The organism is Candidatus Tisiphia endosymbiont of Hybos culiciformis (genome assembly GCF_964030975.1).
Lineage (GTDB): Bacteria > Pseudomonadota > Alphaproteobacteria > Rickettsiales > Rickettsiaceae > Tisiphia.
The window spans coordinates 1,488,092-1,503,428 of record NZ_CAXIQH010000001.1 but is presented as its reverse complement, the minus strand read 5'-3'; the positions used below and the strand labels follow the sequence as shown (position 1 = coordinate 1,503,428).

Genomic DNA, 15,337 nt, shown 5'->3' with positions numbered 1-15,337 from the left:
TAAGCGGTACTTATGAAAAACAATATATTCAAAGGGGTTATTACAGCTATAATAACTCCTTTTAAGGATAATAAATTAGATTTTGCTTCTGTGGAGAAGATAATTAACTATCAAATTGCTAATAAAGTTGATGGGATAGTGGTTGCTGGTTCTACTGGTGAAGGAACTAGCTTAACTTTACAGGAATATCAATCTTTGTTACAAGCAGTTATGGAAATTACTAATAAGCGTATGCCAGTCATAGCTGGTTGCTCAGCTATGACTACTAGTGTAGCCGTAGATATGGTACAAATATGTACAAAAATTCCAGTTGATGGGTTTATGTGTAGTATTCCTTCTTACGTAAAGCCAACTCAAGAAGGAATCTATTTGCATTTTGAAACTATCCATAATGCAAGTAATTTGCCAATAATGTTATATTCAGTACCTAGTAGAACTTTGGTTGACTTCTCTGATGATACGATAATTAGGCTCAGTAAACTATCACGTATTGTGGCTCTTAAAGATGCTGGTAACGATTTAGAACGCCCCTTACGAATTAGGGCTATGGTCAAAGATTTTAATTTATTGTGTGGTAATGATGAGTTAGCGTTATCTTATAATGCCCATTCGGGGGTAGGGTGCGTTTCTGTTGCATCTAATATAGTGCCTGGTTTGTGTAAGAAATTACAAGATAATTGTCGTGATGGTAATTATCAAGAAGCTCTGCAAATCCAACAGCAATTATTACCTATATATAAGGCATTATTTGCAGAAGCCAACCCAATACCGGTAAAATATGCTGCGGTAAAATTAGGGTTATGCTCTAATGAGTTAAGGCTTCCTTTAACTTCAGCTAACGTCGTTACCGAGGAGAAAATAAATAAAGCTATGGACTATGTCGGAATATAAAAAAGTAATAGCTCAAAATAAGAAGGCATATTTCAATTACTTTATTGAAGAAAAAATTGAAGCTGGCATAATATTGACTGGTAGTGAAGTTAAATCATTGCGTCAAGGAAAAGCCAGTATAGAAGATAGTCATGCCGAAAATTCGGCAAATGAAGTATTTTTGTATAATTGTCATATTGCGGAATATGAAAAAGCCAACAGGTTTAATCATTCGACTAGAAGGACACGCAAGTTGCTTCTTAATTCGAGTGAGATAAAAAAAATAATTGGTAAGATTCGTCTGAAAGGTTATACTCTTGTTGCTCTTTCTTTATATTTCAATAAGAAAAATAAAGTGAAAGTTGAGCTAGGCATAGCAAAAGGTAAAAAATTACATGATAAGAGACAGACAATTAAAGAACAAGATTGGAAAAGGGATCAAGGGCGGATTATGCGAGTGAAGTAATAGTTTACTTAGTAATACTCCGTCATTGCGAGAAGCTACTGTAGTAGCGACGAAGCAATCCAGAAAAATAATTAGAAATGGATTGCTTCGTAGTCTCATTCCTCCTCGCAATGACGAAGTAATGCTAGTCTTGGTTAGCTATAATATGTTTGATAAGAACATTAAGAAAAAATCAACGAAACAGATAATAGTAAATTAATGACAATAACTCCTGATTACCTAATTGAAAGAAAGCAAAATAAATCAAAATTAATACTTTGGAAGCTAGCAACAATTTTTATGTTTATAGTATTAATTGTGGGTATAATTAAGCGATTTGATTTAACTGGTTATGAATATGTGCCTACTAATAGTAAATATATAGCTGCGGTTTCAATAGAAGACATCATTTTTGAAGATGCAAAACGTGATGCAAGATTGGAAAAAATCATTGATGATGATCAGATTACTGCTCTAGTGGTTAATGTCAATTCTCCTGGCGGAACTGTTGTTGGTTCGGAGAAAATCTATAATATGCTTAGAAAAATATCGGCAAAAAAACGGTGGTAGTTGTTATGGGTACATTGGCGGCAAGTGGAGGATATTTGATATCCTTAGGCGGTGATTATATAATTAGTCATAATGGGACGATTACCGGGTCAATTGGTGTAATTTTTCAAACTTTAGAAGTCACAGATTTAGCAAAGACTTTAGGTATTACCTTTAATAATTTTAAATCTGGAGAATTAAAGGCAGCTCCTAATCCTACTGAGAAAGTCACAGAAGCTGTTCGCCAGGCTATAATGTCCAACGTACAGGATACTTATGATTATTTTATTGAACTAGTTGCTTTAAGAAGGAATATACCAATTGAAAAAGTTAGAGAAATAGCGGATGGTCGGATATATTCTGGTCGTCAAGCTTTGAAGATAAAGCTTGTTGATGCTGTGGGATCGCAGGATGATGCGATTAAATGGTTACAGGAAATAAAAAAGATTGATAAAAGTTTAAAGGTAAAAGAATTTAGAATAAAACCTAAACCAAAATTCCTTGAAATTATTATGGAAGATTTTGATAGTATTTTGCCAGGTTTCTTCAAAAATAAATTTCAAGGGTTGGGAGCAATTTTTTGATTTATGGCAAAGAAGTCTGACCTAGTAAATAAAATATCGGAGAATCTTAGTTATCTTTCTAAGGCAGATATAAAAGATTCTGTAGATTTGGTTTTGGATTATTTACAATCTAGCTTAGCTGAGCAACACCGTATTGAAATTAGAGGTTTTGGTAGTTTTTCGATTAGGGAACGAAAATTCCCAAATAGTGAGCAATCATATAAGACCGTCTATTATCGTATGCCCAAAAATTGTGGCGATCTCGTGAAGAAAATATAGAACCTTAACTGGTTAGCGTAAAAAATAATTCTTTAAAGGAACAGATATTATTATTTTTTCACTTAGTGGAGAAAATAAATAGGGTATACTACTGAGTATACATATTTGAAAGCCTATAAATTGATTACAGAATGTTGATATATAAACGTTATATAATAAAAAATATAGTACCATCCTTGGTAATAATTATTTTCTCAGTTACTAGCCTTGTATGGATTACTCAGATATTAAATATGTTGTACTTAATTGATAGGGGAATAAAAGTTCAGGATTTCTTAAATTTAATTATTTTAGTTATACCATCTTTGTTGTTTATTTTGTTACCTTTTACAACTGTTATTGCTGTTATTTATACTTATAATGCTTTGAGCGAGAGACGTCAGATAATTATTTTACAAAATCTGGGATTAAATAATATCCAACTAGCTAGCCCAGCATTGATGGTATCTCTGATAGTTACGTTATTTTCTTATTATATTTCGACTAGTGTATTGCCATTATCTTATAATAAGCTTAAATCAGATATTACTTTCATGAAGAATAATTATGCATCCAATATGCTAGATGAGAAAACATTTAATACAATCTCTAAAGATATAACAGTTTATTTTGATAAAAAATTACCTGATGGTACTATGAAAAGTTTAATCATTTTTGATAATCGCAAGCGTGATAATCATGCAATCTTGTTTTCTAAATTAGGGGTGTTTAAAATATATAATAACATTTCGTCTTTTCAGTTAAAAAATGGAGTTAGGCAGGTATATGATCATAATGGTAATTTGAATAATTTATTATTCGAAGTTCTAACCGTAGAATTAGTTAGTAATGATGGTAAAAAATTGGTAAGGGAGAAGTATAATCGAGAAATCAATGAGTATTATATTGATGAATTGTTAAAACCCAACAATATTTTATCAGAACAGAGGAAGATTAAATTAATTGCTGAGGGGCATCAAAGATTGATTTGGCCTATGTATAATTTTGTACTGGTTTTTCTAACATTATCTGTTTTTTTACAGCAGCCTTATAATAAAAAATCTAGTTTAAGACAGATTTTAATTACTGCACTTTCTGCCATAATTATTACATACTTACATTTTCTATTACAAAATCTTGCTTCGAAAGATTTAAATTTTATCTTTGCTTGTTATGCTAATATTATTATTGCTATTATTTTAAGTCTATATTTATATTTCCGTAGAACTATATGAGTTTCCAAGATTTACCGCAATTCCTAAAACCTTTAGAGCAAAATGGGCTTCTTAAGCGTATATCCTACCCTGTATCATCTAACCTTGAAATAACAGAAATCAGTAGAAGACTTTTAATAAAAGACGGTCCAGCTTTGCTGTTTGAAAATGTTATTAAAAACGATGGAACTAAGTCTGGTATACCAGTTTTAACTAATTTATATGCTAGTACTGAGCGAATCGCCTTGGGACTTGGCTTGAAACATAAAGAAGATTTGAGGAAATTCGGTGAATTACTAGCTTTTCTTAAAGCCCCCGAACTACCTTCTTCCTTTAAAGAAACCTTTGCCATGTTGCCATTGGCAAAGAGAATGTTGGCTATGTCGCCAAAAATGTTATCAAAAGCTCCTTGTCAGGAAGTTATAATTGATGATCCTGATGTTAATATATTGCCGATACAAACCTGTTGGCCTCTTGATATTTCGCCACTAATTACTTGGTCAATAATTGTTACTAAAGGACCTAGTCTAGAGAAGATAGATAATTTTAACCTTGGTATATATCGAATGCAAGTAGTAGGGCATAACAAACTTATTATGCGTTGGCTTAAAATGCGAGGTGGAGCTCAGCAACATAAACGTTGGCAATCATCGGCAAGGCAAGAACCTTTTCCTGCTGCAGTGGTCATTGGGGCAAGCCCTGCTGTGACTATGGCGGCTGTTATGCCGCTACCTGATAATATGTCTGAGTATAATTTTGCTGGATTATTAAGAGGTAAGTCAATTGAACTGGTAAATTGTGTCAGTATAGATATGAAAGTGCCGGCTCATAGCGAAATTGTTATTGAGGGGCATGTAAGTTTTGATGAATATCTACCAGAAGGGCCATTTGGTGATCATACAGGTTACTATAATGATGTTGAATATTTCCCAGTCTTTAACGTAAAGACTATTACCATGAAAAAGCAACCTATATACTTAAGTACTTATACTGGCAAAGCTCCAGATGAACCATCTATACTCGGTGTGGCATTAAATGAAATATTTATTCCTATAGTTCAGCAACAATTTCCAGAGATCGTCGATTTTTGGTTGCCACCTGAAGGTTGTTCTTACAGAATTGCCATTGTATCTATCCGCAAAGCTTATCCAGGTCATGCAAAAAGAATAATGATGGGAGTATGGTCGTTTTTAAGACAATTCATGTATACCAAATTTATTATTGTGGTAGATGATGATATAGATATTCGTGACTGGAAGGAAGTGGTTTGGGCAATCTCAACTAGGAGCGATCCTTCTAGAGATACTACTTTTATTGATAATTCACCAATAGATTATCTTGATTTTGCATCACCTGTATCGGGTCTCGGTAGTAAAATGGGGATAGATGCAACTAATAAAATATCCCCAGAGACTAATAGAGCTTGGGGTAAGAAAATAGAAATGACTAACGAAGTCATTGAAAAAATTGACAAAATTTGGGATATGCTTGGTATATAGCTAACAAGATTAGTATTTATACTCAAATCATTTGAGGCTTGGATACCACAACTGTCGAAAGTTAGAAGGTATAGTTATGCCCATAGGATTAGGTGATAAAAAACATAACGATTGTAAGTTGTCATTCCTAGCTGCGGCGGGAATCTAGATACCTGCTTACGCAAGGTATGACACAAAGTGTGTATCACCTAATTCAATAGGTTTCACTATAGTTACTAATATTAATTAAATAGAGATATACCAATGAGCAAAAACAAAATGAACAATTTAGAGTTCGATCTTATCAATAATTCCCTTTTCGATTCGTTTACTATAGGATTCTTTAATACAGTATCAAAGAATTTAGCATTCTCAAATCATTTAGCTAAAGCAACAGATCATGTGCCACCAGAGTATGATGAACAAGTAAAAAAGATATTATGTGTTTTACATAAAATGAAGCTAAGAAAAATAGGAGACGAGCTAGAGCACAAAAAACATATTATTAGTATCCTCAGTAATGAACTATTACCTCTAAAAGACTTGCCGTTACTTTATCTTAAAGTAATTAAGGAGGCAGCTACAGATGATCGTGATGACATCTTGAGTAAGTGTCAAAATAGTTCTGAATTGTTCCAGATACAAGATTTATTGTTCCCAAATATTAACAATGCTGTTGTCAATACAGACTCTATTATTATTACTCAGTCTGGATTTATAGGGGGAGAAGATACTGTTGTATCTACAGGAGAAGGTAGTGATAGTCTATGTCATGAAACCTTTGTATAGATTAATAATCATGAACCTCTGCCAATAACCGCCCTTAGCTAGTTGGTTCTATCTTTTCTATAACAATAGTCGAATCTGCCTGCTTAGTGATCTTTTCAATTTTCAATCTAGCGGCTTGTAGCTTTTTTTCACAGTGATCTTTTAGTAAAACTCCTCTTTCAAAGCTACTAATTGATGAATCTAAACTTTCCTCTCCTGTATCAACTTTTTTTACAATTTCTTTTAGTTCAGCTAAAGCTGCTTCAAAGCTCATATTTTCAATAGATGTTAAGTCTGGCATCACGATCTCTCCTAGTTCCTAGCATATTTTCTGTCTAGTTCGTTATATAGCCTATAAATTGCCATTTCACGATCTTTAATCTTTTTACTGGCAATTTTTAGTAATCGCTCTGACGATTCTTCAGTTAACTGAATTGATGAATGTAGTTGATCAGCAAGCTTTCTTAGTGATTCTTGAATTTCTATAAAGGATTTTTGCAATTGTGCTTTAATCGATATAGAAGAGTTTTCAAGCTCATTAAGTTTCACATACACACGTTCTCTCAGATGATTAATTTTATCTTGCAGTAAATTTAATTTCTGTTTTCTGCCCTCTATTAGGTATTTATTAGTTTCAGTTACTTTCGCTTGTATTCTAATTTCAGGTGTAACTTCTAAATTCCAAGCCAGTCCTAATTTACTCATCATATATATTATCCATTTATGGACATCAAAATGATACCACTTAGCACCATTACGGTAATCTGATGGGAATGCATGATGGAAATTATGCCAATTTTCACCTAATAAGAATAATGCCATCCACCAAATATCTCCGGCAGTACCTTTGTAATATTTCTTACTACCAACAAAATGACATAGAGAATTAACGCAAAAAGTTGCATGTTGTTGTAGTGCTCTACCCATACCAATAAACAAGAAACCAGCATAGGCAGAGGTAATAGTTCCACCAATCAAATAACCTATTAATGCAGGCAATACAGTGTTCATAAACAGAGAAATTTTCCAGTAATACTTTAATTGCCATCTCAGCAATTTATTTTTACCAAGTTTAACCATAGTAATTCGGTCAATAGACTTATAACTTCCATCAATGATCATCCATCCAATATGTGACCATAAAAACCCTAAAATTCTATTCTCAAACTTTAGTGGGCTATGCGGGTCTTGATCTTTATCAGTATAAGCATGGTGCTTGAAATGATTTGATGCCCAGGACAACACTGGTCCTTGTAGCGTAGCAGCTGACATCATAACAAGAATAAACTCCACCACCTTATTTGTTTTAAAGGCATGATGTGACCATAGCCGATGCAATCCAACGCCAACAGAAACATTAGAACCATAATAGCCTGCTATAAACAAACTTATCTCAAATACACCTATTTTATGGCTAGCGTAGTATTTTATAACCAAATATGAAAGTATAATTGGGTATATAATTAGCACAAAAAAAATGGGCCAAACGATTCTTTTTAGCATATATCTAACTTTTAATTAAATAAAATATCCACAGAGCATAACATATTATACAATATTATACAATATTACATTTTACGCTTCCATAATTTATTAAACATACGTTGTCCGAAATAGAAGCTAATAATGCCGGCAAAAATAGCCTGATCATCTATATTCCATAAAACATCAAGATATTCCACCAGGATTGCCGTACTTTGTATGGTTTTATATTGTACATATTTGACATAGGCATACATAATAAAAAAACTATATGCCAGAACAGGGCGAACTGAGCCATTCAAGGCATCGACCCAATTAATGCCTAATTTATATGTTGAATATAAAGTATTATTCTCCGCCATGTCTTTTGAAACGTTAAGCTCTGTGAGCAGTTTGGTATTCCCTAATTTATGGCTTTCAATTTGCCGATCTAAAAGATTAAGCTCATGTTTTTTATCATTTTGATCCTTTAGAATTTTTAAAATTTCTGGGATAATTGAGCTAATAAAGCCCGTTATTGAAGCAAGTAGTGTAATCATAAAAATCTCATTAATTCTTGTATGAGATCATTATACTAAAATTTTTCTTTGCACTAATACCTGTCATACACTTTTTTTTTAATAACTCACCTTACGCATAATGCTTATGGCAATTTAAAAATTGCAGAAAAGTACAATACGTCATTGCGAGACCACGTGAGTGTAGTGGCAATCCATGCTCTTGGATTGCTTCGTCGCCACCAAAGTGGCTCCTCGCAATGACGCCTGGCTGTTTTTCCTATGACTTTTAATACCATGTGTAAGGTGAGTTAATAAATGTCATCCTGAATTTATAGTGAAACCTATTGAATTAGGTGATATAAACTTTGTGTCATACCTGCGAAAGCAGGTATCTAGATTCCCGCCTTCGCGGGAATTACAACTTACAATCGTTATGTTCTTTATCACCTAATCCTATGAGCATAACTATATTTCAGGATCTTTTGTGTGAATAATCTAGATCCTGAAACGAGTCAGGATGACTTAGATGTGAAGCGAGTTCAGAATGCATTAAATAAGTCACAATTGATAAAATTTTATAAATTTTTTGTAAACTATTTAAAACCTTCTTGACTCTATAATTATAGTACAATATCCTTAAAATTCCATATAATCCCAAATTGTCCCAAATATGACCAAATTTATGGAATAATTTGTATAGGGTATGGTTATGTAGCTAACTTGATTATTACTCCGTCTATTATCGAGGAGTGCGTAGGTACTACGAAGCAATCTAATGAATGTGGATTGCCACTACACTCACGTGGTCTCGCAATGACGAATGATGGAGCCAATTTTTCAAAGCAGAAGAGTATACCGATGCATGACACTACCAATTCTTGGAAGGTAAATTAGGTAAATGAATATTTTTTTATCAAAATATATAAATAATCTTGATAAGAAAGGTCGGGTTTCGGTACCTGCCAGCTATAGAGTAGCTTTGTCTAGTCAGTCATTTAATGGAGTCATTGTCTATCCGTCTTTTAGAAATAAGTGTATTGAAGCGTGTAGTTTAAAGAGGCTTGAGGAGCTAAGCCAAATGATTCAAACCTTAGATCCATATTCTGAGGAACGAGATGCTTTTGAAACAATCATTCTTGGTGAGGCTATCCAGCTTGCGTTTGATGGTGAGGGTAGGGTGATTTTACCCAAATCTTTAATAGAGCATTCTGATATATCAGATCAGGCTTGTTTTGTAGGGAAGGGATTAGTCTTTGAAATTTGGCAACCGCAAAATTTTGAAACTTATCTTTCTTCAGCTCGGCAAATTGCTCAAGATAACCGTTTAACTCTTAAGAATATTAATAAGGATATATGATACAAGAATCCGCATCATCTCATACAGCTGTTCTGTTAAATGAAGTTAAGGAAGTCTTGTGGCCTAAAGATGGGGGGATTTATCTGGACTGTACTTTTGGTTTTGGTGGTTATAGTCGGATGATACTCGATTGTTGTAATTGTCAATTAGTGGCAATTGATCGTGATCCAAATGTTATAACTTACGCCAATCAATTAATAAATGATTATCCCGGTAGAGTGAAATTTATTCAGACAGGTTTCGCTGAAAGCTTCTCAGAATTAGGTTCGTTGAAATTTGATGGCATAGTTATGGATTTAGGGGTTTCTTCTATGCAGATTGATTCTGGAGATAGAGGGTTTTCCTTTACTCATGATGGACCACTTGATATGAGAATGAGTGGGATAGGGGAGAGTGCTGCAGATTTTATAAATAAGGCTGATGAACAAGAAATAGCTGATGTGATTTATAAATATGGCGATGAATCTTATTCTCGAAGAATTGCTAAAAAAATTGTAGAACATAGGCGGTTAGAGCCTATTACCAATACAGCAAGATTTGCCCATATTGTTCGCAGTAGTATAGGTTTTCGCAAAGGTAAAATTGATACTGCTACCAAGACTTTTCAAGCAATTCGTATTTACATCAATGATGAATTAGGTCAATTAGAAAGATTTCTAAGTAATAGCAAGGATATTTTAGCACCAAATGGTCGCCTAGTAATTGTCTCATTCCACTCATTAGAAGACCGAATTGTTAAGAATTTTTTTAAAGCAAATTCTGCTAAATTAGTTGCCAGGTCTAAATATGCGGCAAAAATTTTAGCTGAAGAAAATTCTAAGGAATGGCTTAAAATTCTTACAAAAAAACCATTATGTCCATCGGCTAGGGAAGTTGCACTTAATCCAAGAGCAAGATCTGCAAAGTTAAGGGCTGGACAGAAAATAGATGGTGCTACATATGATAGTTAGAATATTTAGTTGTATAACTGTATGCACTATAATTTTTTCTATTTATGGATTATTTAGAGTTAAAGATCAGGTTATTGCCTTGCATTATCAGCTTGGAGAAGTTTCAAAACAGTTGATCGATGAGAGCAATAGAATTCACGTGTTAAAAGTTGAACAATCATACCTTACTTCTCCTGCTAGACTAAGAAAATTAGCATCACTTTATTTACAATTAGATACTGTTAAAGTTAAGCAAATGATTAGTGATCCTTTGCTACCTGAGAGTAAGAAATATGCAAAATCTCAGGAAGTAGGTGGTTCATATTTTAATAAAACCAATGTTAAGTGGCGTTATAAAACAATCTCTAATAGTAAATACATAAAAACTGTTTCAACTAGAAAATCAGAGTATATGCAATGAAAGGTACTCTTTTCACCTGTGCATATATAGCTAACCCGGTTAGCATTTGCCCATTTGCTTCAACAAGAAAGATGTCATTCCCGCATAGGCGGGAATCTAGCGTAGGTTGTCATTTCTGTGAAAGTAGGTATCTAGATTCCCGCCTACGTGGGAATGACAAAGAGGTGTGCAGGTATATTTTTATTAGTATTTTTAAAAAATACTCTAACTAAAATGAAAAAAATTTTTGGTAATATTATTTTATGGGATATTTGTGCTGACAATACCAAAATTAGATTATTCATAGTCAGCTTTTGTTTTGCTGTGTTGTTCTGTGGATTATCATACCGCTTAATAATTGTTGCGACTAATGGTTATGTTAAGCCAGAATATCAAGTAAAGAGTAGTAACTTTAGAAAAGAAATAGTAGATCGTAATGGTAATTTATTAGCAGTTAACTTACCCTCTTCTTCATTATTTGTCAATCCACAGAAAGTAATCAATCCAGAGCAATGTTTAGAAAAATTATCTAAGATATTGCCTAAGATTGATAAAACGAAATTACTTACAGAGTTAAAAAGTAATAAAAGTTTCGTATGGGTACAAAGAGATTTATTGCCAAAAGAGCAAGAGGCGATATTAAATTTGGCAATGCCAGGCTTTAGTTTTGAACAAGAACAAAAGAGGATATATACTTTTTCCAATTTATTATCACATATTATAGGATATGTGGGTAGGGATTTGGTTGGTCTTGCTGGGCTAGAAAGGAGTTATGATAAATTTTTAACTAATTCGGATACTGACCTGATACAGCCAGAGCAGCTTAAAAAGCCACTTGAACTATCTATAGATGTAAGATTACAGAATATCCTAAATGAAGAAATAGATAGGACATTAAAGGAATTTAGTGCAATAGGAGCGGTAGGGATAATTGCCAATCCTAATAATGGTGAGATTTTAGCTCTGGTTAGTAAGCCTGATTTTAATCCACACTACCCAAGTAGTGCAAAGCCAGAAGAATTGTTTAATATGGCAAGTCTTGGTATTTATGAGATGGGTTCGGTATTTAAAACCTTAACTATGGCAGTAGGTTTTGATACTGATGCTATAGCAATGAACGATGCTTATGATATTAGCTATATGAGGGTAGGGGGGTTTAATATAAAAGATTATCACCCAAAGCATGGGTGGCATAGCGTTCCAGAAATTTTTCTGCATTCATCAAATATTGGTGTTAGCCAAATTATGTTAGAAATCGGCAAAAATGATTTCAAAAAATACTTAAAGAGATTAGGTCTACTAGATCAGCTTAAAATTGAATTACCAGAGAGAGGTACCCCTCTGTTTCCATCCGATAAGAGATGGAGTGATTTGACTAGTGTTGTCATGTCATATGGTTATGGTATTTCAATTAGTCCTTTACACTTTATTCAAGCAGTATTGCCAGTAGTAAATGGTGGAACATTATATAATTTGACTCTAATCAAAAGGCAAGATGAGAGTCTTGCTGGGACACAGGTTTTTAGTGAAAAAACTTCTAAGCAAATGAGTGAATTATTTCGTTTGGTGGTAAAAGAAGGGACGGGACGTAGAGCTGATGTGAAAGGGTATCTTGTTGGTGGAAAAACTGGTACGGCTGAAAAATTAACTGCAGATGGGCATGGCAAAAGAAGATATCTTAAAAATAGCAGAATGTCGTCATTCTTAGGTTTATTACCAGCCTCTAATCCGCAATATGTTATTTTTATAATGTTTGATGAACCTAAAGGAACAAAAGAGTCATTTGGCTTTGCTACAGCCGGTTGGACTGCGGCTCCTACCGTTGGGAGAGTTCTTGAGCGAATGGTATCTCTATACGGAATAGAGCCGATTGAGAAAGGCGAAGAATTGTGACATAGCTGTCCCCTCGTCAAAAGTCTAAAGATACAACATCTGCTATGTTTAAACAAAAAGGATGTCATTCCTGCGTAGGCAGGAATCTATAATATAGTTATGCCCATAGGATTAGGTGATAAAGAACATAACGATTGTAAGTTGTCATTCCCGCGAAGGCGGGAATCTAGATGCCTGCTTTCGCAAGGTTAACACAAAGTTTGTATCACCTAATTCAATAGGTTTCACTATACCTACAGCCTTTTTGACGGAGCGACTAGCTAACCAGTTGTGAACACTATTCAATTTTCCTTCATACAACCAAAATTCTATGGCTAATTTTCTGGCAATAATATTTCTCTTTTACCAGTATGGTTAGGAGGGGATATCACCCCATTTTGTTCCATTTTCTCAACAAGAGTAGCAGCTCTATTATAACCAATTCGTAAACATCTTTGTATATAGCTAATTGATACTTTCCGTTCTAATTGTACTATTTGTACGGCTCTTTTATATAAAGTCTCATCACTAGTTGAGTCATCTCCAGGGTTTTCGGCATTTACTTCATCATCATCTAATTGTTGAGTCACTGCTGAAAGATATTCAGGCACTCCTGTTGATCTTAAATATTGAGTTACTTTCTCTACCTCTTTATCATCAACAAACGGACCATGAACCCTGGTAATCTTTGACGAATTACCCATATAAAGCATATCTCCCATGCCGAGTAACTGCTCAGAGCCTTGTTCACCAAGAATAGTTCTACTGTCAATCTTAGAAGTCACTTTAAAACTGATACGACTTGGGAAATTAGCTTTAATTACCCCAGTAATAACATCAACAGAAGGCCTCTGAGTTGCCATGATAATATGAATACCCGCGGCTCTTGCCATTTGAGCCAAACGTTGTATCGATAATTCGATATCCTTACCAGCTACCAACATTAAGTCAGCCATTTCATCAACAATTACTACAATGAATGGTAATTTCTCCATATTCATTTCAATTGTCTCATAAATAGGCTTACCAGTTTCCGGGTCAAATCCTGTTTGGACAGAACGTTCTAATATTTTACCGCTTGACGCAGCTTCCAGAATTTTAGCATTATAACCTGCTATATTTCTGACCCCAATATTTGACATTGCCCTATAACGATTTTCCATCTCTTTTACCGCCCATTTAAGAGCAACTACTGCTTTACTTGGCTCGGTAACCACTGGGGTCAGAAGATGTGGTATGCCATCATAGGTTGATAATTCAAGCATTTTGGGATCAATCATTATTAACCGACATTCTTCTGGAGTATAACGGTAAAGTAGGGAAATTATCATCGCGTTAATTGCTACTGATTTCCCGGAACCAGTTGTACCTGCAACTAACAAATGTGGCATCTTTGCTAAATCTGCAACAAAAGGCTTGCCAGCTAAATCCTTACCTAAAATCAATGGTAGCATAATGCTACTATCTTGATATTCCGGTGTTTCAATTAATTCTCTTAGACAAAAGAATGCTCTCTGTTTATTGGGTAATTCAATACCTAGAACGTTTCTACCTGGTATGACAGCTATTCTGGTTGATATCGCAGATAAAGACCTAGCAATATCGTCTGATAAACCTATAATCCTAGAAGATTTAGTACCGGCAGCTGGCTCAAATTCATATAAGGTGACAACTGGACCTTGATTAATATTAATGACCTGACCTTTAACACCAAAATCATTCAGAACAGTTAGCAGTATTTGGGCATTATGTTGTAGTTCTGATAAAGTTTCTACTTTTATATTTGGGCTGTCAGCTTGTTTTAATAATTCAATAGGGGGCAGGTCTGGTAATTGATCATTTTCTTTTCTGAATGAAGATTGTTTCCTTAAAGAATGAGATTGCGAGTCATTATTTTTTCCTGGGAATCCATCTATTTTGTCAGCATATGAAGCTTCTTCTTGATTAATAAAAGGGGGCTTTTTTGTTGAAGATTGTTTAGTTGATATTGTAGGTAAGGGGATAAATTTTCTATAAGGTATTAGTTGGAATAATTTAGTTATAGCATTCCAAAAAGCTGAAAATTTTATTTCTGCTAATAAAAATAATAAAATAAATGTAATAATAATTAAAGCGTAATCGGCTCTAGCATCTAATTGTTTGACTAATGGGTAAATAATAGTACCAACTGTTCCGCCGGCACCGGCCGGTAAATAATCAATTTTTATCTTAGTGCAGACTACCGATAATGATATAATTGAAAGCAGCAGCACCATTATCCTGATGGTAACCCATTTTTTCTCTAAACGCCATACGCTCAAAGACCAGAAAAAACAATAAATTGGCAAAATAAACGACGCTATACCAAAAAATTGGTAAAAAATATCCGCTAAATAACAACCAAAATAACCTAATAAATTGCTTGGATATTTGCCTGTCACAGAATTAAAGGAAGGATCGTCTGGATTATAAGTTACTAATAATAAAATAGTAAAACAGCCCACCAACATTAATAAAGCAGACCGCACTCTATTATTAGTAAGAATCCTGTTTATGTAATATAGCACAAAATTTGCCTAAAAAAATGAACCACTTTGGTCGTTGCCTAAGATCCTCAAAGAACCTAGTATGTATAAATGGAATCCATATATCTGCATAATAGACTCAGACAGG

General features: G+C 34.0%; 18 protein-coding genes and 1 pseudogene. 14 read left to right on the top strand and 5 right to left on the bottom strand.

Annotation, left to right across the window (positions count from 1 at the left end; translation table 11 throughout):
* Positions 1 to 12 precede the first annotated feature (12 nt).
* The 8 genes and pseudogenes from dapA (at position 13) to ACQH2P_RS08090 (ending at position 6,166) form a co-directional block, all read left to right on the top strand.
* The gene (dapA, locus tag ACQH2P_RS08125; RefSeq protein ID WP_425363752.1) at positions 13 to 891 is read left to right on the top strand and encodes a 4-hydroxy-tetrahydrodipicolinate synthase; all 879 of its coding nucleotides are present in this window, start codon (positions 13 to 15) and stop codon (positions 889 to 891) included.
* The gene (gene smpB, locus ACQH2P_RS08120; RefSeq protein WP_341755196.1) at positions 878 to 1,336 is read left to right on the top strand and encodes an SsrA-binding protein SmpB; all 459 of its coding nucleotides are present in this window, start codon (positions 878 to 880) and stop codon (positions 1,334 to 1,336) included. Before dapA ends, smpB begins: the two co-directional genes overlap by 14 nt.
* 25 nt (positions 1,337 to 1,361) lie before the next feature.
* The gene (locus ACQH2P_RS08115) at positions 1,362 to 1,535 is read left to right on the top strand and encodes a hypothetical protein (protein ID WP_425363751.1); all 174 of its coding nucleotides are present in this window, start codon (positions 1,362 to 1,364) and stop codon (positions 1,533 to 1,535) included.
* Positions 1,535 to 2,448: pseudogene (gene sppA, locus ACQH2P_RS08110) on the top strand (signal peptide peptidase SppA). The gene ACQH2P_RS08115 and the pseudogene sppA overlap by 1 nt, the downstream one beginning before the upstream one ends.
* Positions 2,449 to 2,451: 3 nt before the next feature.
* The gene (locus ACQH2P_RS08105) at positions 2,452 to 2,706 is read left to right on the top strand and encodes an HU family DNA-binding protein (protein WP_425363750.1); all 255 of its coding nucleotides are present in this window, start codon (positions 2,452 to 2,454) and stop codon (positions 2,704 to 2,706) included.
* 131 nt (positions 2,707 to 2,837) lie between these two features.
* Entirely contained in the window at positions 2,838 to 3,920 is a 1,083-nt protein-coding gene (locus tag ACQH2P_RS08100; RefSeq protein WP_425363749.1) for an LptF/LptG family permease, read from the top strand.
* Positions 3,917 to 5,398 carry a UbiD family decarboxylase gene (locus ACQH2P_RS08095; RefSeq protein ID WP_425363748.1) on the top strand — a complete coding sequence of 494 codons (1,482 nt, stop codon included), beginning with the start codon at positions 3,917 to 3,919 and terminating at the stop codon, positions 5,396 to 5,398. The genes ACQH2P_RS08100 and ACQH2P_RS08095 overlap by 4 nt, the downstream gene beginning before the upstream one ends.
* Before the next feature lie 243 nt (positions 5,399 to 5,641).
* Positions 5,642 to 6,166, top strand: coding sequence for a hypothetical protein (locus ACQH2P_RS08090; protein WP_425363747.1), 525 nt, complete (start codon positions 5,642 to 5,644; stop codon positions 6,164 to 6,166).
* 34 nt (positions 6,167 to 6,200) lie between these two features.
* Here the strand turns inward: ACQH2P_RS08090 and ACQH2P_RS08085 are convergent, their stop codons facing one another.
* The 4 genes from ACQH2P_RS08085 to ACQH2P_RS08070 form a co-directional block, all read right to left on the bottom strand.
* On the bottom strand, positions 6,201 to 6,446 hold the full coding sequence (locus ACQH2P_RS08085; RefSeq protein WP_425363746.1) for an exodeoxyribonuclease VII small subunit: 246 nt from the start codon (positions 6,444 to 6,446) through the stop codon (positions 6,201 to 6,203).
* An 11-nt stretch (positions 6,447 to 6,457) separates the two neighbouring features.
* On the bottom strand, positions 6,458 to 7,648 hold the full coding sequence (locus tag ACQH2P_RS08080; RefSeq protein WP_425363745.1) for an acyl-CoA desaturase: 1,191 nt from the start codon (positions 7,646 to 7,648) through the stop codon (positions 6,458 to 6,460).
* A gap of 65 nt (positions 7,649 to 7,713) precedes the next feature.
* Complete coding sequence (locus ACQH2P_RS08075) at positions 7,714 to 8,166, bottom strand: hypothetical protein (protein WP_375319253.1); 453 nt, start codon at positions 8,164 to 8,166, stop codon at positions 7,714 to 7,716.
* 279 nt (positions 8,167 to 8,445) lie between these two features.
* The gene (locus tag ACQH2P_RS08070; protein ID WP_425363744.1) at positions 8,446 to 8,574 is read right to left on the bottom strand and encodes a hypothetical protein; all 129 of its coding nucleotides are present in this window, start codon (positions 8,572 to 8,574) and stop codon (positions 8,446 to 8,448) included.
* Positions 8,575 to 9,025: 451 nt separating this feature from the next.
* Here ACQH2P_RS08070 and ACQH2P_RS08065 point away from each other — a divergent pair, with 451 nt between their 5' ends.
* The 6 genes from ACQH2P_RS08065 (at position 9,026) to ACQH2P_RS08040 (ending at position 12,980) form a co-directional block, all read left to right on the top strand.
* Positions 9,026 to 9,484: a division/cell wall cluster transcriptional repressor MraZ gene (locus ACQH2P_RS08065; RefSeq protein WP_425363743.1), complete on the top strand. Its 459-nt coding sequence runs from the start codon at positions 9,026 to 9,028 to the stop codon at positions 9,482 to 9,484.
* Positions 9,481 to 10,434, top strand: coding sequence for a 16S rRNA (cytosine(1402)-N(4))-methyltransferase RsmH (gene rsmH / locus ACQH2P_RS08060; RefSeq protein WP_425363742.1), 954 nt, complete (start codon positions 9,481 to 9,483; stop codon positions 10,432 to 10,434). Before ACQH2P_RS08065 ends, rsmH begins: the two co-directional genes overlap by 4 nt.
* Complete coding sequence (gene ftsL / locus ACQH2P_RS08055) at positions 10,412 to 10,834, top strand: cell division protein FtsL (RefSeq protein WP_425363741.1); 423 nt, start codon at positions 10,412 to 10,414, stop codon at positions 10,832 to 10,834. Before rsmH ends, ftsL begins: the two co-directional genes overlap by 23 nt.
* Positions 10,831 to 11,046 (top strand): hypothetical protein, encoded by a 216-nt coding sequence (locus ACQH2P_RS08050; protein WP_425363740.1) that lies wholly within the window; start codon positions 10,831 to 10,833, stop codon positions 11,044 to 11,046. The genes ftsL and ACQH2P_RS08050 overlap by 4 nt, the downstream gene beginning before the upstream one ends.
* 1 nt (position 11,047) lies before the next feature.
* Positions 11,048 to 12,706 carry a peptidoglycan D,D-transpeptidase FtsI family protein gene (locus ACQH2P_RS08045; RefSeq protein ID WP_425364137.1) on the top strand — a complete coding sequence of 553 codons (1,659 nt, stop codon included), beginning with the start codon at positions 11,048 to 11,050 and terminating at the stop codon, positions 12,704 to 12,706.
* 115 nt (positions 12,707 to 12,821) lie between these two features.
* A complete protein-coding gene (locus tag ACQH2P_RS08040) occupies positions 12,822 to 12,980 on the top strand; it encodes a hypothetical protein (protein ID WP_425363739.1) in 159 nt (52 codons plus the stop codon).
* A 40-nt stretch (positions 12,981 to 13,020) separates the two neighbouring features.
* On the opposite strand, the gene ACQH2P_RS08035 is transcribed toward ACQH2P_RS08040, so the two are convergent.
* The gene (locus ACQH2P_RS08035) at positions 13,021 to 15,231 is read right to left on the bottom strand and encodes a DNA translocase FtsK (RefSeq protein ID WP_425363738.1); all 2,211 of its coding nucleotides are present in this window, start codon (positions 15,229 to 15,231) and stop codon (positions 13,021 to 13,023) included.
* Positions 15,232 to 15,337 lie beyond the last annotated feature (106 nt).

What these genes read in the sequence shown, in the direction of transcription:
- dapA (WP_425363752.1), top strand. Translation starts at nt 13, where the DNA reads ATGAAAAACAATATATTCAAAGGGGTTATTACAGCTATAATAACTCCT.
- smpB (WP_341755196.1), top strand. Translation starts at nt 878, where the DNA reads ATGTCGGAATATAAAAAAGTAATAGCTCAAAATAAGAAGGCATATTTC.
- ACQH2P_RS08105 (WP_425363750.1), top strand. Translation starts at nt 2,452, where the DNA reads ATGGCAAAGAAGTCTGACCTAGTAAATAAAATATCGGAGAATCTTAGT.
- ACQH2P_RS08100 (WP_425363749.1), top strand. Translation starts at nt 2,838, where the DNA reads ATGTTGATATATAAACGTTATATAATAAAAAATATAGTACCATCCTTG.
- ACQH2P_RS08095 (WP_425363748.1), top strand. Translation starts at nt 3,917, where the DNA reads ATGAGTTTCCAAGATTTACCGCAATTCCTAAAACCTTTAGAGCAAAAT.
- ACQH2P_RS08090 (WP_425363747.1), top strand. Translation starts at nt 5,642, where the DNA reads ATGAGCAAAAACAAAATGAACAATTTAGAGTTCGATCTTATCAATAAT.
- ACQH2P_RS08085 (WP_425363746.1), bottom strand. Translation starts at nt 6,446, where the DNA reads ATGCCAGACTTAACATCTATTGAAAATATGAGCTTTGAAGCAGCTTTA.
- ACQH2P_RS08080 (WP_425363745.1), bottom strand. Translation starts at nt 7,648, where the DNA reads ATGCTAAAAAGAATCGTTTGGCCCATTTTTTTTGTGCTAATTATATAC.
- ACQH2P_RS08075 (WP_375319253.1), bottom strand. Translation starts at nt 8,166, where the DNA reads ATGATTACACTACTTGCTTCAATAACGGGCTTTATTAGCTCAATTATC.
- ACQH2P_RS08065 (WP_425363743.1), top strand. Translation starts at nt 9,026, where the DNA reads ATGAATATTTTTTTATCAAAATATATAAATAATCTTGATAAGAAAGGT.
- rsmH (WP_425363742.1), top strand. Translation starts at nt 9,481, where the DNA reads ATGATACAAGAATCCGCATCATCTCATACAGCTGTTCTGTTAAATGAA.
- ftsL (WP_425363741.1), top strand. Translation starts at nt 10,412, where the DNA reads ATGGTGCTACATATGATAGTTAGAATATTTAGTTGTATAACTGTATGC.
- ACQH2P_RS08050 (WP_425363740.1), top strand. Translation starts at nt 10,831, where the DNA reads ATGAAAGGTACTCTTTTCACCTGTGCATATATAGCTAACCCGGTTAGC.
- ACQH2P_RS08045 (WP_425364137.1), top strand. Translation starts at nt 11,048, where the DNA reads ATGAAAAAAATTTTTGGTAATATTATTTTATGGGATATTTGTGCTGAC.